The sequence below is a fragment of the Nitrospirota bacterium genome (assembly GCA_016235245.1).
Taxonomy (GTDB): domain Bacteria; phylum Nitrospirota; class Thermodesulfovibrionia; order Thermodesulfovibrionales; family UBA6898; genus UBA6898.
This window is the reverse complement of record JACRLO010000006.1, coordinates 99,929-125,332: the sequence shown is the minus strand read 5'-3', so window position 1 is coordinate 125,332 and position 25,404 is coordinate 99,929. Positions and strand designations below refer to the sequence as shown.

The window sequence follows — 25,404 nt, the reverse complement described above, 5'->3', positions numbered from 1 at the left end:
ACCATGACACTGTTCAGAGCAATACATGTGAGACTGCTTGTAATCATTGCCCTATTCTTTATGGCCCCATCAATCCATGCTACGGAAGGCCAACTGAAGATCGGCCTTGGCTCGCGGATAACGCCAGGGGAAAACATAAAAGTATATCGTGATCTGGTCTCTTATCTCTCGAAGAAGACGGGATGGAAGATCGATCTGGTACAAACGACAAGCTATGCCGCCATGAACAAATCCCTGGAGACCGGAAAGGTTGATGTCGCGTTTATATGCACAGGGGCTTTTCAAAAGGGTTTGGCGCAGGGATGGGCCGAGGCCCTCGCGGTGCCGGTATTCAAGGGAGGCCCTGTCTATTTTGCCTATCTCATCGCCCGACCTGATATAAGGGCAACTGACCTCATTGACCTGCAGGGGAGGTCCTTTGCTTTTACGGACCAGCTTTCCCTGACAGGGTTTATTCTGCCTGAAGAGCTGCTCAGGGGAAAAGGGTTTACCCATAAGACGTTCTTCTCAAAAACATTGTTTACCCGTTCCCATGACCGTTCCATCATGGCTGTGGCTCGGGGGTTGGCTGATGCAGCCTCGGTTGACGGAGTTGTCTTTGACGCATACATGAAAGGACGTCCTGAACTGCGTTCGCGCCTCTCACTTGTAAAGAAATACGGACCATTTCCTGCTCCACCGCTTGCAGCCTCAAAAACAACAGACAGGGAGATAAAGGGCGTGATACAGAGACTCTTTCTGGATATGGGCGGGGACAGGGAAGGCAGGGCCATTCTGGAGGAACTCGGAGTCGAGTCTTTTGAGGCGCCGGCAAAGGATTTATACAGGAAGAAGCTGAGATGAATCTCCGGAGGTCTTTAGGTAATCTGAGTATAAAATGGAAACTCTCCCTGCTCCTCGCTGTTCCCTTGGCGCTGGCAGGAAGCGCGGTAACGGTTTACATTGCGTACACTCTTCAGAGTTCCCTGAAAAAAGAGATGGTAATGAGGGCCGAAGTGCTCGGCACTGCGATTGCCGAAAGAGCGGCTGAACCGTTGCTTCTCAATGATGTCATCACGGTGGACGAGATCATGAGGGATTGCATAAAGAGACCTTGGGTTGCTTACTGTGCGGTAAAGGACCGGGGAGGGAGAGTCCTTGCCGGCAGCTTTGAAGGCCCTCCTCCCCAGGGGCTCCTCCAGGGCAGCAGGGGAAATCGCATACATGTACCTGAATACGGCGAGTTATGGGAATTCAGCTTCCCGGTCATGGAAGGTGAAGCCGGTTACCTGTTTATCGGACTTCCGTGGTCTCCGGTCAGGGAGACGATTGTATACCATATCAGGAATTCCATTGGCATTGGAGTTGTGCTTTCCCTTGTGTTCATCGGCCTGTCCTATGCCGTCTCAGGAAGGTTCCTTGCCCCCATCGTGAAACTTACATCCATGACAAGGAGAGTGGCGATGGGGAAGACCGGAGATGTGATCCCGGCCCAGGGTCCTGCCTGCAGTGAGCTCATGAAGTGTGAAAAGAACGACTGCGAATGTTTTGGAGATCACACCATACCCTGTTGGCTTCGCTCAGGGACATTGTGCCTCGGAGAGCCGTCAGGGGTATATGCAGAAAAAATAAGCAATTGCCGGCAATGTCAGGTTTACAGGCAGTATCACGGCGATGAAGTCTCAGAGATGATCTACCACTTCAACCTTATGAGTCTGTCGCTGAAAAAAAGCGAGCAGGATAATGAAAGACATATCAGGGAAATAGAGTCGTTGAACCAAAGCCTCAAAAAGAGCAATATAAAGCTCGGGATGCTGCTTGAGGCCTCCCATCTCACATCCTCAACCCTGGAACTGGAACAGATACTCTCCCTCTCCATGAAGATCATACTTAATGTCACCAACCTCAGAGTTGGCATTATACTCCTCCTGGAGAAAGATCCCGACAAAAAATGCTATGAGTATTTTGAGTGCAATGCCTATGACTGCCCAGCCTATAAGTCCACCACTGCCTGCTGGAGATTATCAGGAACACTCTGCCACGGAGCGGGCCAGGTGCGCAGTCATATCTCCCCGGCAGAGGAAGACTGCGCTTCGGTCTGTCTTCAAAACTGGCCCGGCGATGTCCGTGAGAAGATAAGCGTCTGCAGCCGCTGCAATTTCTTTGCGAATGAAATCCTGATCCCGAAGATGACAGAGGGACTAAATGGCGACCCTGAAATCGGTAAAAGAATGAAGAACAATGCCGGTGCCGTTCACAAGGCCCTGTTCACAGGCTGCACAATCGTGCTGAATTCCAGCGAAAATCCCTTTGGCCTTCCCATGGAGACTGCAACAGAAATCGCCATGCCCCTGGGCATGAAGGAGCAGATCTTCGGCGTAATATACCTGGCCTCGGACGGAGAGTTCCACTATACCAATGAAGACATAGACTTTTTCCAGACCCTTGCAGAGACGGTCTCTGCCGGAATTGTAAACAGCAGGATCTATGAAGATGTCGAAACCTCCTATCTTCAGACGGTAACGGCCCTCTCAAATGCGGTGGAGGCAAAAGACGAATATACCAGAGGGCATAGCGAACGGGTGGCTGAATTCAGCGATCGGATCGCCGAGGCATGCAATCTCAGCCGCCAGGAAAAGGAGTATATGCGTTTCGCAGCTGTCCTGCACGATGTTGGAAAGATCGGCATAGGAAGGGAACTCCTCCATAAACAATGCAGACTGAATGGTGGTGAGGAAGCCGAGATAAGGACTCATCCGGAAAAAGGCGTCAGGATACTTGAGCCCGTCCATTTTCTCAGACCTGTCATTTCTGCAATACGACATCATCATGAGCGGTTTGACGGAGGCGGATATCCAGATGGTCTCAGGGGAAAAGAGATACCCCTCAAGGCAAGGATATTGAGCATAGCTGATGCGTGGGACGCCATGCTCTCAACGAGGCCCTACCGCAAGGCACTTTCATTTGAGGAGGCCAGGGACGAACTCTTCCGGTGCGCAGGCAGCCACTTTGACCCGGAGTTGGTGAATGCATTTATAACGGCTATGGGAACAGACTGCGGCGACTGCTGCGTAGTGACCCGGCCGCCATTAACGTTGAAGGCGAGCAATAGTTAAAAGGAGAATCATGGAAAGCATCTATCTTTTTTTTCAGAATAATATTGAAATTGTTTATTTCCTTTACGGCCTTTCATTTGTCGTTATGGGAATTTTGATCCTTGCGCATCCCAAGAAGGGAAGTGAATTTGCCTTTTCGGGTATCCTCTGGCTCCTCGTTGCCTATGCATTCACCCATGCTCCTGCCGATTTTATCGACATGTGGGTTACTTCATGGGGATATCCCCTCCATATTCCCCAGGCAATATTGACCTTTGTATCCTATCTTTTTCTCTTCGAATTCGGCAGAAGACTTCTGGTGCTCGCCGGGATAATGCTCCCGGGATTGCTGCTGCCTGCCATCGTGGCCTCGATCGTTATCGGCAGTCTCCTTTCCTCGCGTCCCTGGGAAATGCTCCAGGTTCTTACGGGATACTTTCTCCGGTTTCCTGCCGGTCTTATGGCCGGAGTCGGCCTGCTGCAATATTACCGCTCCCAGAAGGTTCGCCTTGAAGGTATGCATATAAAACCCTACTTTCTTCTCGCCGGAGTCACGTTCTTTGTATGGGCTGTTTTCTGTGGAATTATCAGGACAGAGGGTGATTTCTTCCCTGCCGACCGCATTAACACAAATTCGTTTCTCAATGCCGTGGGTGTACCTGTCCATATGTTCCGCATGGTCTGTGCTCTTATAATCGCATGGGCTCTGGCAGGAATTCTGAGGATATTAGACTGGGAGATGAACGAACGGCAGCAAAGGCTGATCCTGGAATTGCAAGACGCTCATACAAATGAAAAGAAACTGCAAGGTATCCTCCCGATCTGCTCATTCTGCAGTAAAGTTCGTGATGACAAAGGGCAATGGAATCACATTGAGCAATATATTACGCAACACTCAAATGCCAAATTTACCCACGGCTACTGCCCCGTTTGCGCTCAGAAACATTACCCTGAGTTTCTACGGAAGGCCCGGGCAGTAGTAAGGGAGCTTGACTGAATTATGCCTGTAGTGCGCCCTTATCCAATTTATGAAGGAGAAATGCAATGAAACAGAGGGTTATGGCAGTTCTGATCTTTACGGCAGTCTTGACGCTTTCCGTTTCGGCTTATGCGGAAGACGTAATCAGGATCGGTGTAGCGGCGATGATATCTCCCAGGGAGACGGCCAAATATTACACTGATATGGTCATGTACGTCGGGCAAAAGATCGGCAAGAAGGTCGAAATCGTCCAGAAGGAAAATTATGCTGAAATGGACAATCTGCTCGAAAAAAGGGAAGTGAATGTCGCCTTTCTTTGCGCAGGTCCATATGTTAACAATCACGAAAAGTTCGGTGCTGAACTTCTGGTCGCTCCCCAGTCCTACGGCAAACCCTTCTACCATGCATACATCATTGCCCATAAAGACAGCCCGATCAAGTCGCTCGACGGGCTGAAAGGAAAGAAATTCGCCTTCACTGACCCTAAATCAAACACGGGAAAACTCGTTCCGACCTACATGGTTGCAAAAAAATTCAACGAAACCCCTGAAACGTTCTTCTCGAGCATTATCTATTCAAAGTCCCACGATAAATCCGTCGAGATGGTAGCGAAGAAACTTGCGGACGGAGCCAGTATCGACAGTCTGATCTATGATTACGCAGTGAAGAAAAATCCGACCTACACGCAGCTGACAAAGATTATTGAAAAGTCGCCTCCCTACGGTATTCCTCCTGTTGTTGTGAATAGGGGCCTGGAATCAAAGCTCAGAGAAGCACTGAAAAACGCTTTCCTGAATATGCATAATGACCCCAAAGGTAAGGCCATCCTTGCCGGAATAATGGTGGACAAGTTTATTGTGCCGAAAGACTCCGATTATAATTCGGTCAGGGAGATGGAAAAATTTCTCTCCAGAGCGCAGAAGTAACTGTGCCTCAGGACAGGGACGTCAGAAAATCTGGTTTCGGCGCCGGCGTCAGTCTCGCCACCCAGTTCGTTATCCTGTCATGCGTGGTGCTGGCCGTTGTCGTGGTAACCGGCAACGGAGTCTTCCTTTATTGGGAGAGAGAGAACATGATGCGGGAACTCCAGGACAGGGGCAAGACCGTCTCTTTTTTCGTTTCACAGCTTGCTACGGACCCGTATCTCTATAAGGATGTGCTGAAGCTTGACAATATCTCGGGTGAAGCGATAAAGGAAAAAGAGGTGGTTTTTGCCTTCTTTCTTGATGCCAATGACAAGCCGATCACCAGTCTTATGGGCAGCGTAGATTTTGAAGACGAGATTGTCAAAGGCATAATCAAACAGGAGGAAGACCCTTCGCAAGTCCTCGGCATTCTTAAAACAAATAAGGATATCATGCATATCAGGACCCCTGTGAGCGATGGCAGCACCGTGCTGGGGAGTCTCGTTCTCGGCATGACAAAGGTCAATGTCCAAAAAAGGTTTTCTCTTGTGGTGCTATACAACATCTTTTTTGGCATCGGGATGCTTTTGTGTCTGTCGGTTTCCATTTTTTTCATGTTCAGTTATGCAGCGGTCAGACCAATACGGAGGATTATTGGCTTTGCGGAGAAAATTGCTACCGGCGACTTAACAGAGACGGTCGATATTCGGGGAAGCACCGAAATCATGGCATTAAGCCGGGCGATCAGCACGATAGGCTTGAATTTTAAGGATATGATATCCAAGGTGATACGTATTACCGGAACAGTCTCAACGGTCACCTCAGCCATTGCTGCTTCCTCTCAAAAAGTTCTGGGCAAGGCCGACGTCCAGAGAGAGGCGATTGTCTCCACCGCTGCTGCTGTCGCGGACATGAATAGTTCGACCGCTGATCTTGCGGCAACCGCTGAAAGCCTTTCTGCGGTCTCAGCGGAAACTACATCGGCCATCATGCAAATGAACATCTCGATCCATCAAGTCGCTGAAAATGCCACCGTAGCGTATGAGGAATCGCAGGAAACAGCATCTTCGGTAGAGGAGATGATTGCATCAATCAGGACGATTACGGAAAATCTGAATAATCTGTCGGCGTCCTCTTCTGAGACCTCGTCCGCACTCTCAGAAATAAACATAGCGGTCAAAGAGGTCGACCATAATGCAAATATATCGGTGGAGCTTGCTGAGAAAGTTGATCAGGAAGCATCCGGGTCTGGACTGACTGCGATAAATGCCGCCCTTGACGGTATGACTGAAATCAGGGAAACGGTGAGCGCCATATCAGAAGTAATCGGACGCTTGCGCGAGAGGTCTGAGGCGATCGGAAAGGTCCTTACGGTGATAGACGATGTGGCAGACCAGACCACACTTCTGGGGCTTAATGCGGCAATTCTTGCCTCCAAGGCAGGAACTCATGGCAAGGGTTTTGCCGTGGTTGCTGACGCGATAAGAGAACTTGCAGAGAGGACCGCTTTTTCAACGACCGAAATATCAAAGCTTATCAATTCAGTGCAGGCGGAGACCAGATCAAGTGTTGAAATGACGGCAAGGAGTCTTCGTGCGGTCGAAAAGGGAATAACACTTTTTAACGACGTAAAAAACAGTCTCAATAGCATAATAACCAGTTCGCATTCCTCCACGGAAATGGCCAGAATGATTCGTAAGGCTGCGGCGGAGGAAACGCTGGCCATCAGCCAGATAACCGAGGCTACCAATGAAATTATGGAGCAGATAACACATATCGCGTACGCTACCGAAGAGCAGAGCAAGGGCAGCCGTTTGATTATGGATGCGACGGAAAAGATGAAAGAGGGTTCTCATGCAATTCAGATGGCCACGGAGGAACAGTCAAGGGGAAGTAAACAGATAACCGATGCCATGGAACATGTCAACCTTCAAACGGTCCAGATCGTTGAAGCAACAAACAGCCAGCGGTTGCGCAGCACTATAATTGTTGATGCTGTCGAAAAAATACAGAAAACGACTGATGAACTAATCGGATCTTCCGGTGAAATGGATCGTCAGATCGTGATTCTCTCAAAAGAGGCCGAAAATCTGCTGCATTCACTGCGCAGATTCAGGATCTGAAGATCTTTCATGAAAGCGCTGCATTCGGCTTTTCCAAAGAAGCCCTCTGACAAGGAAGACGATACGGTGCGCCACTCCCCATATAACGTGCGTTACGTTATCGTAACGTATGGGTCCAGAAACAAACAATACAATAATTAATAAAATCAGATAGTTATGGCCTGGTATCCATATGGTGTTTCATTTAAGTAACATGTGTTTATGAAATATTCAATAATTACGCTGAGTTATAAGTGGCAAGTTAGTTGCATTGACGTATTGAGCATAATAACGGAAATGCAAGCTGCCTTAATCGGTTATATAATTTTACAAAAATGAGGTGAAACATGTTTGGATTAGGTCTGCCGGAGATGGGGATTGTGCTTGCTATCGCTGTATTGTTTCTCGGTCCTTCAAAGCTCCCCCAGCTCGGTAAAAGTATCGGTGGAGCGATCAGCAATTTCAGGTCGTCTGTTGCAGGCAAGGGGGAGGCTGAGTTAAACGATAATAAAGAGCTGAAGTAAGAATGTCTTGTTTTGAAATTAATCCAAGGAGGTTGAAGAATGAAGATTAAGAGAAGAGATTTTCTGAAAGCAAGTGCTGTAACCGGCGCAGCTTTGGCATTAAGTGGTCCGTCCCTCAATGCTTTTGCAGCGGACAAAGCGGCGGTGAAAACGAAGACAATCGGTGGGACGGATCCGGGCGTGTGGATGCCTTCTACCTGTCAGGGATGCACTGCCTGGTGTCCTGTGGAGTTTTTTGTGCAGAAGGGCCGGGTTGTCAAGGTGCGCGGCAACCAGCTCAGTAAGGCAAACAACGGTTACTGCTGCCCGCGTGGTCACCTGATGCTCCAGCAGGTATACGATCCTGACCGGGTCAAGGTCCCCATGAAGCGTACCAACCCCGAAAAGGGACGAGGAATAGATCCCAAGTTCGTGCCGATCACCTGGGACGAGGCCCTTGACACTGTTGCCGATAAGATGATGGAACTGCGCAAGGCCAATGAACCAGAAAAGTTGATGTATATGCGCGGCCGCTACTCATCTACCTCTACGGATCTGCTCTATGGTACACTGCCCAAGATCTTCGGTACTCCTAACTACTTCTCCCACAGTGCTATTTGCGCCGAAGCAGAGAAGATGGGACCTGGCTACACGCAGGGTTTCTTCGGGTACCGGGACTATGACCTGGCCAAGACCACCTGTCTGGTTCTCTGGGGAACAGATCCTCTCAGTTCGAACCGCCAGGTTCCCAATACCATTAGCAAGTTTGGCGATATTTTCGACAGAGGCACTGTTATCACTGTTGATCCACGCCTCTCCGCATCGGCAGCCAAGGCCAATGAATGGCTTCCTGTAAAGCCGGGCGAGGATGGCGCCCTTGCTGCCGCCATAGCTCATGTAATAATGACCGAAGGTATGTGGAGCAAAGAGTTCGTCGGCGATTTCAAAGATGGAAAGAATCTCTTCAAGACCGGTGCAACTGTTGACGAGGCTGCTTTTGTTGAGAAGCAGACCAGTGGCGTGGTGAAGTGGTGGAATATTGAACTGAAGGACAAGACGCCGGCTTGGGCAGCCAAAATCACCCTGATTCCGCAAGAGCAGATCATTCGTGTAGCCCGTGCCATGGGCAAGGCCGGAACCCGGACATCCGTATGGATGGGTCCTGGTGTGGCCATGACCCCACGCGGAACTTACGCTGCCATGGCAGTTTATGCCCTGAACGGTATTCTCGGCTCTATCGAGACGGAGGGGGGCGTTATGCAGAGTTCCAGCGCACCGGTCGAAAAATTCCCCGAAATCAAGAAGCAATTTATCGACGAACTGGCTGAGCATCATGGCCACGGCAAGAAGATAGATGGCCGGGGAGCCAAAGACATGCCTGCGATGATGAGCGCAAAACCGGGCAGCGGTGTGGTCACCAATAACGTGGCCAATGCCCTGTTAAAAGATCCGGGTGCTATCAAGGTATTTCTTAGCACATGGAGCAACTTTGTTTTTTCAGCTACCGGTGCTCAGCGCTGGGAAAAGGTCATGGCAAAAATGCCGTTTTTCGTACACATGGTTACCAATGCCTCGGAGATGTCCCAGTATGCAGACATTGTCCTTCCGGCCACCTTTGCCCCTGCAGAGAAACTCTCCATCGTCGGGAACATGGCCAATCTGCACGGCCATATTTCAATCCAGCAGCCGGTGATCAAGCCGCTCTGGCAGGCCAAAGCCGAGGAGATTGAGGTGATGTGGTTATTGGCAGAGAAACTGAAGTCCAAGGGTTTTTCCAACCTGCATGACTACTATGCATCGTTTGAAGACCCGGAAACCAAGAAGAAACCGGCCAATGCCTCCGAGTTCGCTGAAATTGCCGCAAAAATATCCAGCCAGAAGGTCTGGGACGGCAAAGAGAAGATGAAGGGTGACCAGATTGCCGGCTGGGAGGATTTCAAGAAGAAGGGTATATACAACTCAGAGACCTATAAATACAAGAAGAACTGGGGCAAGGATAATGCCGAGACCAAGAAGTTCGAAGGCAAGTTCAAGACCGAGACCAAGAAGTTCGAGTTCTACAGTGAGACCATGAAAAAGGCCCTTGGCGAGCATGCCAAGAAGCATAACACTACCATCGATGACATCCTCAAGGTCAGCGGTTACGAGGCCCAGGGAGAATTGGCCTTTGTGCCGCACTACGAGTCGCCCAAGCGTCATGGCAGCGACAAGGAATATCCGTTTACCTTTATCGACTACAAATCGAGGCTCAACCGGGAGGGCAGAAGTCAGAACACGACTTGGTATCATGAGTTCAAAAAGGTTGACGTGGGAGACGTCAGCTGGGACGATGTAGCCAAGATCAATCCGATCGATGCCAGGAAGCTCGGGATCAAGAATGGTGATGCTATCCGCCTAACTTCCACAAACGGCTCTATCGCTACGAAGGCATTGCTGTGGGAAGGGGTGCGGCCGGGTACGGTCGCAAAGTGTTACGGTCAGGGCCACTGGGCCTATGGACGCGTAGCTGCCAAGGATTATGCCAAGGCGCAGCCGCGCGGCGGAAACAATAATGAACTGCTCGTCGATGACTACGACCGTTTGAGCGGCGCCACTGCGCGCAACGGCGGGTTCACCGGCGTAAAGATTGAAAAGATATAAGAAAGGAGGAGACGATAAATGCCTAAATATGGAATGGTTATAGATCTGCAGAAATGTGTTGGCTGCGGCGCATGCGCCCTCGCCTGCAAGACCGAAAATAATACCCAGGACAGGGCAGATGGACAGACCTTCAACTGGGCCGACTTCATCATGAAGGAAGAGGGTACGTTCCCTGACGCAAAATTTGCTGCAATGCCTACTCTCTGCAATCACTGCACCGATGCCCCGTGCGTAAAGGCTTGCCCGGTAAAGCCCAAGGCGATGTTCAAGACGCCTGACGGCATTACCATGCACAGTGATGAGCGGTGCATCGGCTGCCAGAACTGCCAGAGAGCATGCCCATATAGCTCTCCTGATGCGGTAAAGGATAAGGCTGTATACAGTGTTCTGAGCTTCAACGTCCATGGTGGCACAGTTCATCCGTTTTATAAGGATACCAGGGAGCTTATCCCTGGCTGCACCTCTTCGGGCGCTGAGGTATCCAAGGCTGCGGGAGATATGCCGCCGCACCGGACCCTCTACAAGCATCCCGAGTATGAGGATGTGAGAAAAAGCGGCATCACCGAGAAGTGCATCTTCTGCGAGCACAGGGTGAAGAAGGGCGAACTGCCTTACTGCGTTGTTTCATGTCCGGCGAGTGCCCGCATATTCGGAGACCTCTCTGATCCCAACAGCGAGCCAAGCAAGGCGCTGAAGGCCCACAAGGCCGTGCAGCTTAAAAACAATAAAGGCGAACTCTTAAAGGCCGGTGAGAAGGGTACTCATCCGAATGTCTACTACATCAGGAGCTTTTCGGCCAGAAAGTAAGTGAATCGTTATGTCAGATACGGATGGGACCAAAAGTCGGTCTCATCCGTATGGTTCCAAAATAATCTGATCAGAGGTGAATGTGATTATCCCCCAGCAACATATTCAGGATGAGCAGGCTAGATGCGAATGCTACAGGTTGCTTGCCGCATGTTTCTACGAGCCCCAGAAGGAGACTCTGATGCAGGAGGGGCTTTTTGAAAACCTTTCTCTGCTTTTGAAGCGGGTGTGCCCTGACGCGGCAGTGTTTTCGGATAAGATGGGCAGGGAAATCATTACGTATAATAATGAAGAACTTCTTGTCGAATATGCAAGGCTTTTTATCGGGCCCTATGAACTGAATGCTGCCCCTTACGGTTCGATCTATCTGGATGAGGGCAGGACAATAATGGCTGATTCCACTTCGCGGGTTAATGACTTCTACCGTCAGATGGGACTTGATATGGACGCTGATTTTTCCGAGTTACCGGACCATATAGCCGTTGAACTTGAGTTTATGTATTATTTATCCTTCCAGCAAACGGAAGCCCTGAAAAAAGGCGCGACTGACAAGGCGTTACATTTTGTCAGAGCGCAGGAAGAATTTCTTGATCGTTTCATGGGGACATGGGTGCCGGTCTTTTGTGAAAGGATAAAGGCCGGAACAGATAATACCTATTTTGAGGCGCTTGCTGACTGTCTTTCTCTCTTCATAAAGAGCAATGGAGGCAGTTCGCCGGCTTCTGATGAACGTGGCAAGGTTGAAATCAAGGCTGGTCTGTGCTCAGCGAAAAACTGATAGACAGCGCCTTTGGCAGCGTTGATCTTCCGATTGCGGTAGACCGGTCACGCTGCATGCGCATGCGCTTTGACAAAAATGGCTGTCCTGTATGCATATCCAACTGTCATGCCGGAGCTATAACTATTGACGATGAAATCGTGATCGATGCGGACAAATGCACCCATTGCATGGTCTGCGTCTCTGAATGCCCTGCAGATTGCCTTGGGATGAAGGACTCTGATTTTCTCAACATACTTGCACGACTAAGAAAACTGCAGAATTCAATTTCCAGTCCGGTGATCGGATGCAAGAAATCTGCGGGTTCAAAGGCGCATGAAAAGATATCCTGCCTTGGCGCCCTCTCTGAGGAGCATCTTATTGCGCTCTATACCGTTATGGACAGACCTCTCCAGTTAGATCTCTCGTTGTGCAAGACATGCAATAATGCTTTTGTCATGGATACGCTTAAGGAGAGGGTTGCCGCCATACGTGAGACGACCGGCATCGACATTTTAGAAAAGACGGTCTTTATCGAAAGCATGGCTGAACTGCGGTTTGAGGCCGTATCCTTGGACCGCAGGAGTTTTTTTTACGCTGTCAAGAACATGGCTTTTCTCGGAGCGGCAAAGTTAATCGACGCCGATGACGAGGATACCCTGTCCTATTCGAAGAAAAAGCTGCCTCTAAAGAGGATGCTCCTGAATACCTCATTGAGGAAAATTACGGATCATGATATTACCTCGGGAATTTTGAAAGAATATGCCTTTACCATAACTACCGATGCCTCCTGCGACAGTTGTTATTCCTGCGTCGGGATCTGTCCGACCGGGGCTCTGAAAAATGGGGTTTATGAACCCAGGAAGGGACTTTACTTTAATGCTTCACTCTGTAGCGGCTGTGCCTTATGCAGGGATTTCTGCTTCAGCAAATCCCTGCTGCTTCAGCAAGGTTATACGGGAAATCATTATTTTGAATATGAAATCTGCAATAATGAATTAGAGGATGCAAGTCTGGAGGAGGCTGTTGATTTGGTATGTTGCAGCAATAGGCGGGACTAATGACTTTTGAAAAACTGCTGGAGGAATCCGTTCGTATCCACGGACATCTTTGTCCCGGCCAGGTGCTTGGGGTGAAGATGTCAATGCTGGGGCTGAAAGAGGCGGGCATTGAAGAGCCGAAGGGCAAAGACAGAAAGAGCATTATTGTATTTGTGGAGATGGACCGCTGCGCTACGGATGCAATCCAGTCTGTGACCGGCTGCAGTCTCGGACACAGGACAATGAAATTCATGGATTACGGCAAGATGGCTGCAACATTTTTCAATCTGAAAACCGGCAGGGCAGTCAGAGTCAGTGCAAGGGAGGATTCACGGCTGAAGGCAAAAGAATATTTCAACCATATCGAAAACAAATATGACGCCCAGATCGAGGCATACAAGATAATGTCTGATGCGGACCTCTTTACCGTGCAGGAAGTGTATGTAAAGGTTAATCCGGAAGATATGCCCGGAAGACCCTTAAGTCGGGTTCAATGCGGACAATGCCAGGAGTATGTCCAGGATAGGAGGGAGGTACACAGAAATGGAAGCATGCTGTGCAGATCTTGTGCCGAAGTCGGCTATTACACGACTGAAGACTAACGTAGTCGTTAATGACGCGATCATTCCGATGAATGAATTTACCCAGAATTACATCGGGAATGTTATTTTGGGCATTGTTAAGTCCCTCGGTCACTCCTGTGGAGACGTGACGGTCCATATAGACAAGAGCGGGTTTTTCATCTATTCTGAAAAAGGCGAACTGCCATTGCTGAAGGACTTCGCCCGGTTGCTTGTAGAGAGCACCATAAAGGGAATGATTTCGCCGTTGAAGGGTGTTTTCTGGCTCCAGAGTCTTATTGTCACGACCCGGATCGTTTCCGAAGAAGCGGCAGCGTCTGAGCGGGTGGGTGTGCGATGACACTTTTTTATTGTGAAGCGTTATGCAATTATTCCATAACGGATGAGGAATGAGACATGGAGATTAAGTCAAAGCTTTGGATAGAGGCGGATGGCAAGCCGGTCTTTGGCCGGGGCAGATGGTTTCTGCTTGAGGCTATAGGGAAATATGGATCAATTAACCAGGCGGCAAAAGAGATCAACATCTCTTACCGAAAGGCCTGGGGTTACATAAAGGCAATGGAAGAGCGGCTTGGCTTCAAACTTATTGAGCGGCAGACAGGCGGCAAAAATGGTGGAGGCGCAGTGCTGACTCCTGCTGCAAGAGATTTTCTGAAAAAATACCGGTCAATGGAAGCAGGGATAAATGAGTTTGTAGACAAGCGATTCAAAATGTTTTTTAAAGGGGGCAGCCATGTGTGAAATCCATGAAACTAATCCAAAATCAAATGCAAAAACTATATCGGTAGAAGATGCTGTCGGCACGATCCTTGCCCACGACATCACTGAGATAACCCCTGGCCAGTTCAAGGGGTGTGCCTTTAGAAAAGGCCATGTCATTAAACCGGAGGATGTCAGTCATCTGCAGAAGCTCGGCAAGGAGCACCTCTTTGTTTTGGATGTCAAAGCTGACGAGATGCATGAAGACGAGGCAGCCCGCGCATTGGCTGATGCACTTATGGGAGACGGTGTAAAGATCCAGGGGGAGCCTAAAGAAGGAAAGATCAATATCATTGCCGGCAGGTCAGGGCTTCTGAAGATCGACACGGAATCGCTGCGGCAGTTTAACATGTCGGGTGATATCATGTGCGCTACGCTTCATAATAACACTGTGGTACAAGAGGGCCGGATCATCGCAGGCACAAGGGCAATCCCGTTGGTGGTCAAGAAAAGGGTGATTGAAAGCGCCGTTGCTTTTGCCAAGACCGGGCATAAGACCATTGAAGTAAAAGAGATCAGAAAGCCTAAGGCGGGTGTTGTTATAACCGGCAATGAAGTCTATTACGGCAGGATTCAGGATGCCTTTGGGCCTGTCATAAAGAAAAAGATAGAGGAATACGGCGGCGAGGTCAGAGGCATGTACTTTGCGCCTGATGATGAATCGTATATAGAGGCGAGGCTCAGGGAGCTGATTGCTGCCGGCTGCGATCTGCTGATCACCACGGGCGGGATGTCAGTTGACCCGGATGATGTCACGCGCTTTGCCATACGGAACCTCGGCGCCTCAGATATCACATATGGCTCTGCAGTACTGCCCGGGGCAATGTTTCTCGTGGCAACCATAGAGGCAGGGGTTAGGGATCAGGGATCAGGGATCAGTAAAGCAGTCCCCAATCCCCAGCTCCCCATCCCTCTCCTGGGAATCCCTGCCTGCGGCATGTATCATAAGACGACTATTTTCGATCTTGTGCTTCCCCGGGTACTCGCTGGCGAGCAGATCGGGAGGAAAGAACTTGCAGAATTAGGCCACGGCGGCCTCTGCATGAACTGCGAGGTCTGCCATTACCCTGTCTGCCCGTTTGGTAAAGGATAAATAGAGTTTTTGCCTGATCGACACATGCTCCCTCTTTCTTCAGTGGAAGAGGATATTTAATTAACGCTCCATAAGACCTGAAGATAATTATGATAGACTGTTAAAAGACTGACCCGAAGCAGACTACAGTATTATCGGAGGGATTTTATGGAATTGAATTCAGGGACAAAGATTTCGGCGCTGCTTGCACAATATCCTTTTATTAAAGACTATCTCATCAGTCTTAACACAAATTTCAAAGCTCTCGACAATCCATTTATGCGTAATACCCTCGGACGAATGGCAACACTCAGCCAAGTCGCTCTTATTGGAGGCGTTAATCCCGATGAGCTCATGAAGGGCATTGCAGAGGTGGTCAAAAAGAAGACCGGAGAAGCCGTATTCATAAAGAGCGGTGAAACAACATCCGAAAATCGGGAAGAGATCCTGAAGGAGATAATAAGGGATATACATAAGGGAGTTGATGTAGGCATTCTGAAGAAGCGGTTCCTCGATTTGATAAAAGATGTCTCTCCTTATGAGATAGCGCAGATGGAGCAGAAGCTGATCAGCGAAGGCATGCCTGAGCAGGAGGTGAAACAGCTCTGCAGCGTTCATGTCGAGGTATTTAAGGAGTCACTCGAAAAAAAGACCATGCCGGGTCTTCCCGTAGGCCATCCTGTTCATACCCTGATGCTCGAAAACCGGCATGCTGAGTCGATCATGCAGGAGATGGAAGAGCTCAAAGATAACGTGGGGCTGCCGGGTTTTATCGAGAAGATTTCTTCAATCGAAAAACATTATGCAAGGAAGGAGAATCAACTCTTTCCGATCCTCGAGATAAAGGGCATCACAGGGCCATCGAAGGTCATGTGGGCGCTGCATGACGACATACGTGACATGCTCAGGCATGTAAAGGCAGCAGTGGCTGCGGGGACCTTAAAAGATCTCGAGATCAAGACACTCATCACCATGATCAATGACATGATCTACAAGGAAGAGCATATCCTCTACCCCATGGCGCTCGAAACACTGAGCGAAGAAGACTGGTTCAAAGTCAAAAAGGGCGAAGAGGAGATCGGCTATGCCTGGCTTGACAGCGTGGATGAGTGGATGCCGTCCGGACTTTCCGGGCAGGCCCTGGCAGAAGAAAAGGTCGGCAGTATAAATCTTGATACAGGGCAGATAACGCCTGAGCAGGTGAATCTTATACTCACCCATCTTCCGGTTGATGTCTCATTTGTGAACGAAAACGACGAGGTGGTCTATTACTCTGCAACGCGGGACCGTATCTTTCCGAGGAGCCCGGGGATCATCGGCAGGAAGGTCCAGAACTGTCACCCGCCCAAGAGCGTCGATAGTGTCAAAAAGATTCTCGAAGCCTTCAGGAATGGCGAAAAGGACAGCGCTGACTTCTGGATCCAGATGCGCGGCAGGTTTATTCTGATCAGGTATTTTGCCGTGCGCGATGCAAAAGGACAGTATCGAGGCTGTCTTGAAGTGAGCCAGGACGTGACAGAGATACGTGCGCTGACTGGTGAGAGACGGCTCCTCTCCTGGGAATGAGGTCATCTATTGTAGCGATCTGAGATATCCGCTTATACATGGCGGGAAGGAGAGATCGAGACTTATGAATAGTAAGTTAGGTTCATTGGCAGTTCTTTTTGTGTCATGTCTCCTGCTTTTCCCCACAAGCGGACTCAGTACAACGGAGTACGCAGGACAGACCGGCAAAATATGCAACGACTGCCATCTTGATCCAGGCGGCGGCGGAAAACTTACCAACGAGGGTGAAACCTTTAAGGACAGTCTCAGGATCAAGGGCCAGTACAAAACCCTTAACTCACTCCAGAGAGTTATCCGGTTCATCATTGGCTATCTCCATACCATAACGGCCATTATCTGGTTCGGGACCATTCTCTATGTTCATATAGTCCTTAAGCCGGCCTATGCTGCAGGTGGGCTTCCGCGGGGGGAACTGATGCTCGGATGGGGGTCTATCATAATTATGGCAGTAACGGGCACACTCCTCTCCGTTTCACGGGTGCCGACCTGGCATATGCTCTTCCATACGAGGTTTGGTATTCTGTTGACCATTAAGATTGTCCTCTTTCTCATAATGGTATCGACGGCTGTCTTTGTTACCTTTGTTGTAGGTCCAAAACTGAGGAAAAAAAGAGAACAGGGCATTGTCCACCGTACAGGAGATATGACGTCCGATGAATTAGCCCAGTATGACGGAAAGGATGGGCGTCCTGTATATATAGCATATAACGACATTATTTATGATGTTACCAGCAGTAAACTTTGGCGTGAAGGCAGCCATTTTAAAAAGCATCCTGCGGGTAATGATCTTACGAATATCTTGAAAACAGCGCCTCACGGAGAAGAAAAGGTGCTCAAAATGCCTGCGATAGGGAAACTGCTTAGAGAAAAGGAAGTAAAAAGACCACCGCACATAATACTATTCTATTTCTTTGCCTATATGAATCTTGTCCTTATCTTCTCAATCGTGTTCATCATTTCTCTTTGGCGCTGGTGGTAAGAAGGTTTGCCCGAGTGCGGGGAAGCCGTGTGACATGGCATGGAGGCTCAGCCGCTGCTGCATGACTTAGATCATAACAATAAATCCCTTACGTTGTTATGGTAATGCATGATGTAAATTCAGTGAAATAACAAGGAGAAGCAGATGATAACGCAGAATATTTTCAGGATCATTTTTGGGTTGGCAGTTGTTGTGGGTATGTATATGATACCGGGTATTGCAGGAGCACACTGCGATACGCTTGACGGACCGGTAGTACTGACAGCAAAAGCTGCACTTGAAAAGGGTGATATAACGCCAGTGCTCAAGTGGGTCAGGAAGGGAGATGAAACAGAGATCAGGGCCCAGTTCGATAAGACCCTTGCAGTGAGGAAGCAGTCCAAGGAGGCGAAAGAGCTTGCTGACATGTACTTCTTTGAGACCCTTGTCCGCATACACCGGGCCGGTGAAGGAGCGCCGTACACAGGCCTGAAGCCTGGTGAGGCAGTTGAGCCATCGGTAGCAGCTGCTGACAAGGCATTAGAGGCAGGGTCTGCTGACAAGCTTGTGAAGCTGGTTGCCGATGCTGCAGAAAAAGGTATCCGCGAGCGCTTTGCACATGCAGCAGAGACGAAAAAACATGCAGAGCATGGCGTTGAATATGGCAGAAAATTTGTTGCTGCATATGTGGAGTTCACCCACTATGTCGAGAGGCTGCATATGGATGCCCTGGGGCCGATGGGCCACAGTCACGGCAAAACCGAAGGGATTGCAGCACCGGCTGCCCCTGCGCATCAGCATTGATAATGCTGCGAACGAATTGCTTTTTCGTGCTGCAGTGATATACTGACTATGAGAGAAGGGATATGTTATGAAGGGACCTGTTGTTGATTATGAAACATGCATCAGCTGCGGGTCATGCCCGGAGATCTGTCCTGCAGAACGATAGGACATGAAAAAAGGAGGAACAATGACAAACAGAAATATTCTTGCAACGGTTACGATCCTCGGGATATTTATGGCATACGGACTGTCCCCCGGCATTCCGTTGGCCGAGGCTGCGGAGACGAAATGCAAGATGCAATTCAATCTGCGCGGATGGTCCGCCATTTATGAGACGGCCACAGGAACAGCGACCATCACCTGTGACAATGGACAGTCAGCAAAGGTGGCGATTGACACGAAGGGCGGCGGACTGACGGTAGGAAAATCCAGGCTGAAAGGTACTGGTACGTTCTCCGGCGTTTCCAGCATTTCAGAACTCTACGGAGCATATGCAAAGGCGGAAGCCCATGCCGGAGTTGTGAAATCGGCAGGCGCGCAGGTGCTTACCAAGGGAGAGGTCTCTCTTGCTCTTGCCGGGACCGGCAAAGGTGTTGACCTTGGCATAGCGTTCGGCAGGTTCACGATAAAGCCTGCGGGCCCCAATAAGGGCAAGAAGCAGTAATGAACGGTAAAACAGTCAGCGAAACATCTGTTACCATGGCGCAGGTCATGCTGCCGCAGGATGCGAATCCAGCCGGTAACGTGCATGGAGGCGTCATTATGAAACTGATAGACACCGCAGCAGCGGTTGTGGCAAGCAGGCATGCCCGATCAAATACGGTCACCGCCTCTCTTGACAGACTGGATTTTCACCACCCCGTCTTTGTGGGAGATCTGCTTTTCCTGAAGGCCAGTATAAATATGGCTGGCAGGACATCCATGGAGATCGGGGTGCGGGTGGAGGCTGAAAATTTTATCACCGGCGAGGTCAGACATACATCATCAGCCTATCTTACTTTCGTGGCCCTCGATGAAAACAGCAGGCCCAGGGCAGTGCCCCCGCTGCTTTTTGAAAATGATGATGAGAGGCGGAGGAATCAGGAAGCCCTTGTGCGGAAGAAGATGAGGCTTGAGCAGAAGACAAAAGAGGATCGATGCCAGAAAGACGGCATCTGTGAATTGCCCGGGCAATTGCCTTAACAGGGGAAGCGATGTTCTATAACGAAGTGTGACACTGCAGTATGATGCTGACCAAAGTGCCTTCGCCCGGCTTGCTCTTCACCCTGATCTCCCCTCCCTGTGCCTCTATGATAGTCTTGGCAATACTTAGCCCCAACCCGCTGCCCTCAATTTCCTTTGCCGCATCTCCGCGATAAAACCTCTCAAAGATTCTTTCCAGATGTCCCGCGGCAATTCCACTCCCATAATCCTGTGCCATAATAATTACTCTTCCGGCAGATTCTTTCGCAACGACCGAAACATGCCCTCCGCGTCTGCTGTATTTGACCGCATTTTCGATAACAGCAAGAAAGGCTTCGGTAAGGCGCGGCTCATCTCCCTGTATGGTCAGGCCTTCTTCGCAGGATTTCTCTATGGTCACCTCGCACTCTGCCGCTATCGGGGCGATAAGCTGCAGGACCGTTTCGAGACATGTCGTAACGGAAACCTCAGTAATTTCAGGTGGTTCAAGAAGGCCGGAATCAAGACGGGCCAGAGAGATCATATTATTTATTATCTGCATCATACCTTTTGAAGTTTCCCGTATGGAGAGCAGGGCTTCCCGGTACTCATCCTGCCCTCTTTCTCTTTGAAGCGTAACGTCACATTGCGAGCGGATAACCGCAACCGGGGTCTTCAGTTCATGGGAAGCATCGGCAATAAGCCGCTGTTCTGCTTCAAAGGCCTTCCGGAGCCGGGCAAGCATCTTGTTGAATGAATCTGCCATACATCTCAGTTCAAGGGCTTCGGTTGTAGTGTTGATGCTCGCCGTCATTGTCTTATGGGTGACCCCTGCGATCTTTGATGAAAATGTGGCGAGAGGTTTCAATGAGTCCCGTATGATCAGAAGCCCTCCGCCACAGAGGAGCAGAATGCATAGCGGCAGGGCCAGCAAGAGAAATGTTCTGAACGTGCCCTGTATTGCCAGGTCTTCAGAGATGCTCTCTGCGGCAAAAACAATAAAGTGGTGGTCCAGGAGCATGAAGGCATTTCTTTCGACGCGGACCGGTTCTCCATCAGGGCCTTGCGACGTATAAACCAGTTCGGGGTTCCCCTTCTGCGCTTCGATGTTTTTTGGAGCATCCAGATTGAAATCTTGGTCGACAAGCGAAGGGGAATAGGCAATGATCTGCCCGTCCATAATGACCTTGTAGTAATGTCCGGAACGGGGGACTGAATAGTCGCCTGAAACGACCTCCGAGAGTTCAAGTTCAATGCCTCCGTGCTCTTCATGGATCAATCCCTTGATAATCTGAATCTTGGAGTGAAGAAGACGGTCAGCAGATCCTAAAAGAATATTCTCTATTTCATGATGCAGCATAAAGCCGAGGCCTGCCAGCAACGTCAATACCAGAGCTGCCAGCCAGATGAACAGTTTTGCCCTGATAGAATAGAATAGTTTTGTCATTCTGCCTCAGCCCTGATCATATAGCCTGCCCCCCTCACGGTCTGGATCAGTTGCATGCGGAAGCCCTTGTCGATCTTGTTCCGCACATAATTGACGTATACGTCAATTACATTACTGTCACGTTCCGAATCGGTAGCATACATATGTTCAACCAGTTCAGTTCTGCTGATCACGCGGCCGCAATTCAGTGCGAGGTATTCGAGCAGATTATATTCCGTTGAGGAAAGTCTGATATATCTGGCGCCCCTCCTGACTGCCCTGGAGTTGGTGTCGATGACCAGATCGCCTATTTCGATCAGAGGTGACGGTTTTCCCTTGCCTCTCCGGATGGCTGCCTTCAATCTGGCGAGCAGTTCTAAAAAATCGAAGGGTTTTGCCAGGTAATCATCAGCGCCGGTATTAAGACCCTTTACCCGGTCCTGAACTTCAGCGCGTGCGGTGAGCATGATTACCGGCAGCGTAACGCCGCGAGTCCTCAAATCTGCCAAAACCGAAAAGCCGTCCTTCAGCGGAAGCATCACATCCAGGATGAGCGCATCATAGGGGAACGTCTCCGCCATATAGAGCCCCTCTTCACCGTCGAAGGCCAGATCAATGGAAAAGGAATTTTCTTCAAGTCCCTTCTTGATAAGGAGGGCGAGCCTCTTGTCATCTTCTATAACGAGCACCTTCATTATTCTTACCTGTCCCCGGCGTTGGCAATGGAGATATTATACCGTCACTCTGTTGAGTTCTGCTGTTGTTCGACATGAATAAATATTCTTTTCCATACGTGATTCCCGGCAAACGTATGCATTATGACGGCCCCTCCATGCAGAGACAGGAAGGCAGGGATAAGAATTCCTCCGATCTCATGAACTTCCTTTATATCGTGTACAATCCCCCGGGCTTTCATCCCCGGATCAAGAAGAAGGAAAAGCAGACCTCCGCTTATGGCAAGCAGGACAAAAACAGCCAGACCGAAGGTCTGGACCACTCCGGCAAGACCCTGGTGGGTCGGGCGATGAGGCATCCTGAAGCGCACTAGCTCCTGAATATCTTTCAGCGCAGCTGAAATGCGTTCACCGGTTATGGGAAGCCAGTTTCTGAAGCGTGCAACTTCGGAACCGAACAGGCCAATTGCAATGCGGATAAAAACAAAAAAAGATGCGCCAATGCCGAGCCATTGATGGATATCGAAACCAGAGTGGTCAATACGCTTATAGTCTCCAGCAGCGTATCCACTGATCCAGGCAGCGATTCCAAAGATCAGTATCCCAAGATGAGTCAATCTGAGCCATATATCGGGTGAAGTGTCGGTAGTTACATTTATTTTATCGTTCATGCAAGTTCTCCTTACTATAAAAGTTGCCTCCCCCATTTGCCTTATGACGTACAGGGGAGGGGTGCTACCGATGGCTATCTCTTATCTCTTTTGACTTCAATTTCATCAGCCTGCAGCGTATTGCCGCTATACGTCCCTTTGACCTCCACATAGGTGCCGGCGGAAACCCTGCCATGCCTCTCCTTGATATGGGTTGCTTTTGTAACAAGAATCTCCTTGCCCTTTACGATCCAGGTGCCGATGCCGCCTTCCGGCATCTTGTCCACTATTCCGTAGATTTTCACATCATGTCCGTTATGCCTGCGCTCACTCTCGTAGGTTCTTCTATGCTCGCTTGCAGATGATATACCCATGGACATTCCAAGTATTAACACGATAACCAGAACTGCATACATTTTTTTCATGACATCCTCCTGATAAGTTGAATTCCGAATCCGTATGATTCGTGATAACAGAGTAACAAAAGGATGATTAAAGGAAGATTAAGAATATCCCAGGCCTGGATACCTGAAAAAATCCCGCTGTCTGACTGCCCGGAATGGGTCCCGTGGCAATGGAATGGATAGGCCCCTTTTTGCTAAAATAAGCCGTGAGCAAAGTTATTGCGTATAAGAATACTGACCGGCACTGCTTCAGCCAGATACGGTTTGACAGCAGGGAACGGATACTTATTTCAGTGGCAAATACGCCAGTGCATAGCATTAAGGTCATTAAACTGCTGGCCGGCATCATTCCCTATAAGACCGTATGGGAATACAGCCTGCCGGAGGAAGAAACGGATGCACATGCCAAACTTATAGGACTGTTTGCAGATAAATCAGGCAAGAAAGTCGATCATCCCCTTGACGCGATTACCATAAGACTTCTCACCTGCAGGTCCTGCAGTGAAGCTGTCTGGTTTTTGCAGCAGACAGAGAGAAACTAATTGTATAAGGGGCGGGTCTGAACGCAAGGTAACTGTTACGGCATAATTGCCAGGTCTGACGTATCGATTACAGCCAGAACTCCGGATATCGCCTGTTTTTAGGGATATTATTCACCAGCAGGGCAATGATAAGCATGATCAGCACACCTCCGCCTACCGGGAAGACCGCATACATGAACCCAAGGGTATGAATTTTTTCTCCTCCAATCACTGCAATGAGCGCGGTTGCGCCACCTGGCGGATGGAGCGTTCTCGTTGCATGCATGACGGCTATTGCCGTGGCAACACCGACTGCAGCCGCAAGCCAGATGTAACTGTGAAAGACCTGATATGAGGCTACTCCTGCGACAGCCGAAAAGAGATGTCCCCCTATGAGGTTTCGTGGCTGGGCAAGCGGGCTTTTTATCGCCCCGTAGATCAGCACGGCAGAGGCTCCGAATGAGCCCACGATCATCAGCAGGTCTATTTTTTCAAAAATATGGTAATTGGCAAATGAGATGAAACCGATGCCGAGAAATGCTCCGAGCCATGACCAGGCGATCTCGGACAGACTGACGCGGGGAGGACTTTGGGTATTGCCCTTCATTTTTCTGAAATATGCGCCCAGCATTATGGCCTGATCACCGAGGCGCCAATTATGTCAGCGCGCGATACAATGCCGAGCAGACTGCCCGCAGGGTCTATGACAGGAGCCCTGTTTATGGCCCTGTTTGAAAAGACTATCATGATCTGGAACAGCGGCAGCTCAGGCGGGATTGTGATCGCAGGTGATGTCATGATGTCGCCTGCGGTCTTTTGGCGGACAGAAGCCGCAAGGCAGCCCTTTCCCTGCAGGCATTTAGCCAGAATTTTCATGACCGTTACAGACTCTTTTTCTTTTAGGACCCCAAGAAAATCCTTTTCAGAGATCATTCCTGCTACCCTGCCGTCAGTATCCAGCACCGGAAGACCTGAAATATTTTTTTCCGCCATCAGTTCAGCCACGTCTATCAGGGGTGTATCTTTCCCGGCCGTGTAGACCGGACTTCTCATGATCTCCTCTGCCCTGACCGATGACGTTATGCGGTCTACGGCATGGTGGTATGCAAAGTCAAAGACTTCCCTGAGGTCTGCTGGTGTTATATCAAGATACCCCGGAATGTGCTTCATGGCTTCATAGATGTCGCTGTCCGAGATATCGGCATGATAGCGGAAATTCTCTTGACTTTCTGTTGTCATGATGGCTCGATCCTCCCCTTATACGTTACTCTGTCGTCCTGCCTGTCTGTATGATTTGCATCATACCACTATGCTGTGCTTCCTGCTACGGTAAAACCAGAAAAACCAAAGGAGGTGTTTCGATGAGCAACAAAGCAGCAAGAAATCTCTTCATCCTCGGCAGTCTCTTTTTCTTCGCGATCTTTCTTGGGCTGACCTATGACACCATGGGGAAGTTGGATAAGAGGGCTCCGGAGATAACTGAGCAGGTGAACGCCGGCAAGATGGTCTGGCACAAGTATGACTGCATCGGTTGCCACACGATCTTCGGCAACGGATCGTATTTTGCCCCTGACCTGACAAAGACAACGCTGAACAAGCCGAAAATCTATCTCAGGCAGTTCCTGATGGATCCGCGGTCTGCAAACCCAAACGCATCCATGCCAAAGCTCGGTATCAGGTCTGAGGAGGCGGATGATCTTATCGTATTCCTTGACTGGACCTCCAGGGTCGATACAAACGGCTGGCCGCCAAAACCGATCCTTGCAGCAGCAGGGGGAGTCGCAGGCAAGGAGCTTACAGAAGGTCAGAGAGTTTACCAATCCCATGGCTGCTCTGCATGTCATACGATCAACGGCATAGGCGGCACAACAGGGCCGGACCTTACCAGGGTCGGTGCAAAGCGCGATCGTGCATGGCTCGTCGGTCATTTCAAGGACCCTGTCGCTTTCGTTAAGAACTCGGCTATGCCGAAGGTCGAGGCCCCTGAGTCTGAAATCGACAAATTAACCGATTACATGCTTACGCTGAAATAGGAGGTGGTG

The 25,404-nt window shown here is 49.7% G+C and carries 28 protein-coding genes; 22 read left to right on the top strand and 6 right to left on the bottom strand.

The window, feature by feature from the left end:
• Nucleotides 1-3 precede the first annotated feature (3 nt).
• From HZB31_03110 to HZB31_03015, 20 genes are all read left to right on the top strand, one after another.
• On the top strand, nucleotides 4-843 hold the full coding sequence (locus tag HZB31_03110) for a PhnD/SsuA/transferrin family substrate-binding protein (protein ID MBI5846927.1): 840 nt from the start codon (nucleotides 4-6) through the stop codon (nucleotides 841-843).
• Nucleotides 840-3,095 (top strand): HD domain-containing protein, encoded by a 2,256-nt coding sequence (locus tag HZB31_03105; GenBank protein ID MBI5846926.1) that lies wholly within the window; start codon nucleotides 840-842, stop codon nucleotides 3,093-3,095. Before HZB31_03110 ends, HZB31_03105 begins: the two co-directional genes overlap by 4 nt.
• A 10-nt stretch (nucleotides 3,096-3,105) precedes the next feature.
• A complete protein-coding gene (locus tag HZB31_03100) occupies nucleotides 3,106-4,071 on the top strand; it encodes a hypothetical protein (protein MBI5846925.1) in 966 nt (321 codons plus the stop codon).
• A gap of 47 nt (nucleotides 4,072-4,118) precedes the next feature.
• On the top strand, nucleotides 4,119-4,979 hold the full coding sequence (gene phnD / locus HZB31_03095; GenBank protein MBI5846924.1) for a phosphate/phosphite/phosphonate ABC transporter substrate-binding protein: 861 nt from the start codon (nucleotides 4,119-4,121) through the stop codon (nucleotides 4,977-4,979).
• 2 nt (nucleotides 4,980-4,981) lie between these two features.
• Nucleotides 4,982-7,081: a hypothetical protein gene (locus HZB31_03090; protein MBI5846923.1), complete on the top strand. Its 2,100-nt coding sequence runs from the start codon at nucleotides 4,982-4,984 to the stop codon at nucleotides 7,079-7,081.
• Between the two features lie 326 nt (nucleotides 7,082-7,407).
• Entirely contained in the window at nucleotides 7,408-7,584 is a 177-nt protein-coding gene (locus HZB31_03085; protein ID MBI5846922.1) for a twin-arginine translocase TatA/TatE family subunit, read from the top strand.
• 39 nt (nucleotides 7,585-7,623) lie between these two features.
• The gene (locus HZB31_03080) at nucleotides 7,624-10,203 is read left to right on the top strand and encodes a molybdopterin-dependent oxidoreductase (protein MBI5846921.1); all 2,580 of its coding nucleotides are present in this window, start codon (nucleotides 7,624-7,626) and stop codon (nucleotides 10,201-10,203) included.
• Between the two features lie 18 nt (nucleotides 10,204-10,221).
• A complete protein-coding gene (locus HZB31_03075; GenBank protein ID MBI5846920.1) occupies nucleotides 10,222-11,010 on the top strand; it encodes a 4Fe-4S dicluster domain-containing protein in 789 nt (262 codons plus the stop codon).
• A 181-nt stretch (nucleotides 11,011-11,191) separates the two neighbouring features.
• Nucleotides 11,192-11,788 carry a molecular chaperone TorD family protein gene (locus HZB31_03070; protein ID MBI5846919.1) on the top strand — a complete coding sequence of 199 codons (597 nt, stop codon included), beginning with the start codon at nucleotides 11,192-11,194 and terminating at the stop codon, nucleotides 11,786-11,788.
• On the top strand, nucleotides 11,770-12,828 hold the full coding sequence (locus HZB31_03065; protein ID MBI5846918.1) for a 4Fe-4S binding protein: 1,059 nt from the start codon (nucleotides 11,770-11,772) through the stop codon (nucleotides 12,826-12,828). The genes HZB31_03070 and HZB31_03065 overlap by 19 nt, the downstream gene beginning before the upstream one ends.
• Nucleotides 12,828-13,409, top strand: coding sequence for a formylmethanofuran dehydrogenase (locus tag HZB31_03060; GenBank protein ID MBI5846917.1), 582 nt, complete (start codon nucleotides 12,828-12,830; stop codon nucleotides 13,407-13,409). Before HZB31_03065 ends, HZB31_03060 begins: the two co-directional genes overlap by 1 nt.
• Complete coding sequence (locus HZB31_03055) at nucleotides 13,375-13,728, top strand: hypothetical protein (protein ID MBI5846916.1); 354 nt, start codon at nucleotides 13,375-13,377, stop codon at nucleotides 13,726-13,728. Before HZB31_03060 ends, HZB31_03055 begins: the two co-directional genes overlap by 35 nt.
• 56 nt (nucleotides 13,729-13,784) lie before the next feature.
• Entirely contained in the window at nucleotides 13,785-14,129 is a 345-nt protein-coding gene (locus HZB31_03050; GenBank protein MBI5846915.1) for a winged helix-turn-helix domain-containing protein, read from the top strand.
• The gene (locus HZB31_03045) at nucleotides 14,122-15,240 is read left to right on the top strand and encodes a molybdopterin-binding protein (protein ID MBI5846914.1); all 1,119 of its coding nucleotides are present in this window, start codon (nucleotides 14,122-14,124) and stop codon (nucleotides 15,238-15,240) included. Before HZB31_03050 ends, HZB31_03045 begins: the two co-directional genes overlap by 8 nt.
• Before the next feature lie 147 nt (nucleotides 15,241-15,387).
• The gene (locus HZB31_03040; GenBank protein ID MBI5846913.1) at nucleotides 15,388-16,785 is read left to right on the top strand and encodes a DUF438 domain-containing protein; all 1,398 of its coding nucleotides are present in this window, start codon (nucleotides 15,388-15,390) and stop codon (nucleotides 16,783-16,785) included.
• 64 nt (nucleotides 16,786-16,849) lie between these two features.
• The gene (locus HZB31_03035) at nucleotides 16,850-17,764 is read left to right on the top strand and encodes a CopD family protein (GenBank protein ID MBI5846912.1); all 915 of its coding nucleotides are present in this window, start codon (nucleotides 16,850-16,852) and stop codon (nucleotides 17,762-17,764) included.
• 144 nt (nucleotides 17,765-17,908) lie between these two features.
• Nucleotides 17,909-18,547, top strand: a complete 639-nt coding sequence (locus HZB31_03030; protein ID MBI5846911.1) for a hypothetical protein — start codon at nucleotides 17,909-17,911, stop codon at nucleotides 18,545-18,547.
• A gap of 67 nt (nucleotides 18,548-18,614) precedes the next feature.
• Entirely contained in the window at nucleotides 18,615-18,692 is a 78-nt protein-coding gene (locus HZB31_03025; protein MBI5846910.1) for a 4Fe-4S binding protein, read from the top strand.
• Nucleotides 18,693-18,761: 69 nt separating this feature from the next.
• The gene (locus HZB31_03020; GenBank protein MBI5846909.1) at nucleotides 18,762-19,190 is read left to right on the top strand and encodes a hypothetical protein; all 429 of its coding nucleotides are present in this window, start codon (nucleotides 18,762-18,764) and stop codon (nucleotides 19,188-19,190) included.
• The gene (locus tag HZB31_03015) at nucleotides 19,190-19,708 is read left to right on the top strand and encodes an acyl-CoA thioesterase (protein MBI5846908.1); all 519 of its coding nucleotides are present in this window, start codon (nucleotides 19,190-19,192) and stop codon (nucleotides 19,706-19,708) included. The genes HZB31_03020 and HZB31_03015 overlap by 1 nt, the downstream gene beginning before the upstream one ends.
• 16 nt (nucleotides 19,709-19,724) lie before the next feature.
• Here the strand turns inward: HZB31_03015 and HZB31_03010 are convergent, their stop codons facing one another.
• From HZB31_03010 to HZB31_02995, 4 genes are all read right to left on the bottom strand, one after another.
• Nucleotides 19,725-21,134 carry a histidine kinase gene (locus HZB31_03010; protein MBI5846907.1) on the bottom strand — a complete coding sequence of 470 codons (1,410 nt, stop codon included), beginning with the start codon at nucleotides 21,132-21,134 and terminating at the stop codon, nucleotides 19,725-19,727.
• Nucleotides 21,131-21,808, bottom strand: a complete 678-nt coding sequence (locus HZB31_03005; GenBank protein MBI5846906.1) for a response regulator transcription factor — start codon at nucleotides 21,806-21,808, stop codon at nucleotides 21,131-21,133. Before HZB31_03005 ends, HZB31_03010 begins: the two co-directional genes overlap by 4 nt.
• 44 nt (nucleotides 21,809-21,852) lie before the next feature.
• Nucleotides 21,853-22,458, bottom strand: a complete 606-nt coding sequence (locus HZB31_03000) for a cytochrome b/b6 domain-containing protein (GenBank protein MBI5846905.1) — start codon at nucleotides 22,456-22,458, stop codon at nucleotides 21,853-21,855.
• A 74-nt stretch (nucleotides 22,459-22,532) separates the two neighbouring features.
• Nucleotides 22,533-22,862: a hypothetical protein gene (locus HZB31_02995; GenBank protein MBI5846904.1), complete on the bottom strand. Its 330-nt coding sequence runs from the start codon at nucleotides 22,860-22,862 to the stop codon at nucleotides 22,533-22,535.
• Nucleotides 22,863-23,047: 185 nt separating this feature from the next.
• On the opposite strand from HZB31_02995, the gene HZB31_02990 reads away from it, so the two are divergent.
• Nucleotides 23,048-23,383 carry a hypothetical protein gene (locus tag HZB31_02990; protein ID MBI5846903.1) on the top strand — a complete coding sequence of 112 codons (336 nt, stop codon included), beginning with the start codon at nucleotides 23,048-23,050 and terminating at the stop codon, nucleotides 23,381-23,383.
• Nucleotides 23,384-23,450: 67 nt separating this feature from the next.
• Here HZB31_02990 and HZB31_02985 read toward each other — a convergent pair whose 3' ends face one another.
• Nucleotides 23,451-23,993 (bottom strand): HPP family protein, encoded by a 543-nt coding sequence (locus tag HZB31_02985; GenBank protein MBI5846902.1) that lies wholly within the window; start codon nucleotides 23,991-23,993, stop codon nucleotides 23,451-23,453.
• Nucleotides 23,993-24,601 carry a CBS domain-containing protein gene (locus HZB31_02980; GenBank protein ID MBI5846901.1) on the bottom strand — a complete coding sequence of 203 codons (609 nt, stop codon included), beginning with the start codon at nucleotides 24,599-24,601 and terminating at the stop codon, nucleotides 23,993-23,995. Before HZB31_02980 ends, HZB31_02985 begins: the two co-directional genes overlap by 1 nt.
• 122 nt (nucleotides 24,602-24,723) lie before the next feature.
• Between HZB31_02980 and HZB31_02975 the strand changes: the two genes are divergently transcribed.
• Nucleotides 24,724-25,395: a cytochrome c gene (locus HZB31_02975; protein MBI5846900.1), complete on the top strand. Its 672-nt coding sequence runs from the start codon at nucleotides 24,724-24,726 to the stop codon at nucleotides 25,393-25,395.
• Nucleotides 25,396-25,404 lie beyond the last annotated feature (9 nt).

Bases quoted from the DNA above. Each gene is read 5' to 3' on its own strand.
- HZB31_03110 (MBI5846927.1), top strand. From the start codon at position 4: ATGACACTGTTCAGAGCAATACATGTGAGACTGCTTGTAATCATTGCC.
- HZB31_03105 (MBI5846926.1), top strand. From the start codon at position 840: ATGAATCTCCGGAGGTCTTTAGGTAATCTGAGTATAAAATGGAAACTC.
- HZB31_03100 (MBI5846925.1), top strand. From the start codon at position 3,106: ATGGAAAGCATCTATCTTTTTTTTCAGAATAATATTGAAATTGTTTAT.
- phnD (MBI5846924.1), top strand. From the start codon at position 4,119: ATGAAACAGAGGGTTATGGCAGTTCTGATCTTTACGGCAGTCTTGACG.
- HZB31_03085 (MBI5846922.1), top strand. From the start codon at position 7,408: ATGTTTGGATTAGGTCTGCCGGAGATGGGGATTGTGCTTGCTATCGCT.
- HZB31_03080 (MBI5846921.1), top strand. From the start codon at position 7,624: ATGAAGATTAAGAGAAGAGATTTTCTGAAAGCAAGTGCTGTAACCGGC.
- HZB31_03075 (MBI5846920.1), top strand. From the start codon at position 10,222: ATGCCTAAATATGGAATGGTTATAGATCTGCAGAAATGTGTTGGCTGC.
- HZB31_03070 (MBI5846919.1), top strand. From the start codon at position 11,192: ATGCAGGAGGGGCTTTTTGAAAACCTTTCTCTGCTTTTGAAGCGGGTG.
- HZB31_03060 (MBI5846917.1), top strand. From the start codon at position 12,828: ATGACTTTTGAAAAACTGCTGGAGGAATCCGTTCGTATCCACGGACAT.
- HZB31_03050 (MBI5846915.1), top strand. From the start codon at position 13,785: ATGGAGATTAAGTCAAAGCTTTGGATAGAGGCGGATGGCAAGCCGGTC.
- HZB31_03045 (MBI5846914.1), top strand. From the start codon at position 14,122: ATGTGTGAAATCCATGAAACTAATCCAAAATCAAATGCAAAAACTATA.
- HZB31_03040 (MBI5846913.1), top strand. From the start codon at position 15,388: ATGGAATTGAATTCAGGGACAAAGATTTCGGCGCTGCTTGCACAATAT.
- HZB31_03035 (MBI5846912.1), top strand. From the start codon at position 16,850: ATGAATAGTAAGTTAGGTTCATTGGCAGTTCTTTTTGTGTCATGTCTC.
- HZB31_03030 (MBI5846911.1), top strand. From the start codon at position 17,909: ATGATAACGCAGAATATTTTCAGGATCATTTTTGGGTTGGCAGTTGTT.
- HZB31_03025 (MBI5846910.1), top strand. From the start codon at position 18,615: ATGAAGGGACCTGTTGTTGATTATGAAACATGCATCAGCTGCGGGTCA.
- HZB31_03020 (MBI5846909.1), top strand. From the start codon at position 18,762: ATGGCATACGGACTGTCCCCCGGCATTCCGTTGGCCGAGGCTGCGGAG.
- HZB31_03015 (MBI5846908.1), top strand. From the start codon at position 19,190: ATGAACGGTAAAACAGTCAGCGAAACATCTGTTACCATGGCGCAGGTC.
- HZB31_03010 (MBI5846907.1), bottom strand. From the start codon at position 21,134: ATGACAAAACTATTCTATTCTATCAGGGCAAAACTGTTCATCTGGCTG.
- HZB31_03005 (MBI5846906.1), bottom strand. From the start codon at position 21,808: ATGAAGGTGCTCGTTATAGAAGATGACAAGAGGCTCGCCCTCCTTATC.
- HZB31_03000 (MBI5846905.1), bottom strand. From the start codon at position 22,458: ATGAACGATAAAATAAATGTAACTACCGACACTTCACCCGATATATGG.
- HZB31_02995 (MBI5846904.1), bottom strand. From the start codon at position 22,862: ATGAAAAAAATGTATGCAGTTCTGGTTATCGTGTTAATACTTGGAATG.
- HZB31_02985 (MBI5846902.1), bottom strand. From the start codon at position 23,993: ATGCTGGGCGCATATTTCAGAAAAATGAAGGGCAATACCCAAAGTCCT.
- HZB31_02980 (MBI5846901.1), bottom strand. From the start codon at position 24,601: ATGACAACAGAAAGTCAAGAGAATTTCCGCTATCATGCCGATATCTCG.
- HZB31_02975 (MBI5846900.1), top strand. From the start codon at position 24,724: ATGAGCAACAAAGCAGCAAGAAATCTCTTCATCCTCGGCAGTCTCTTT.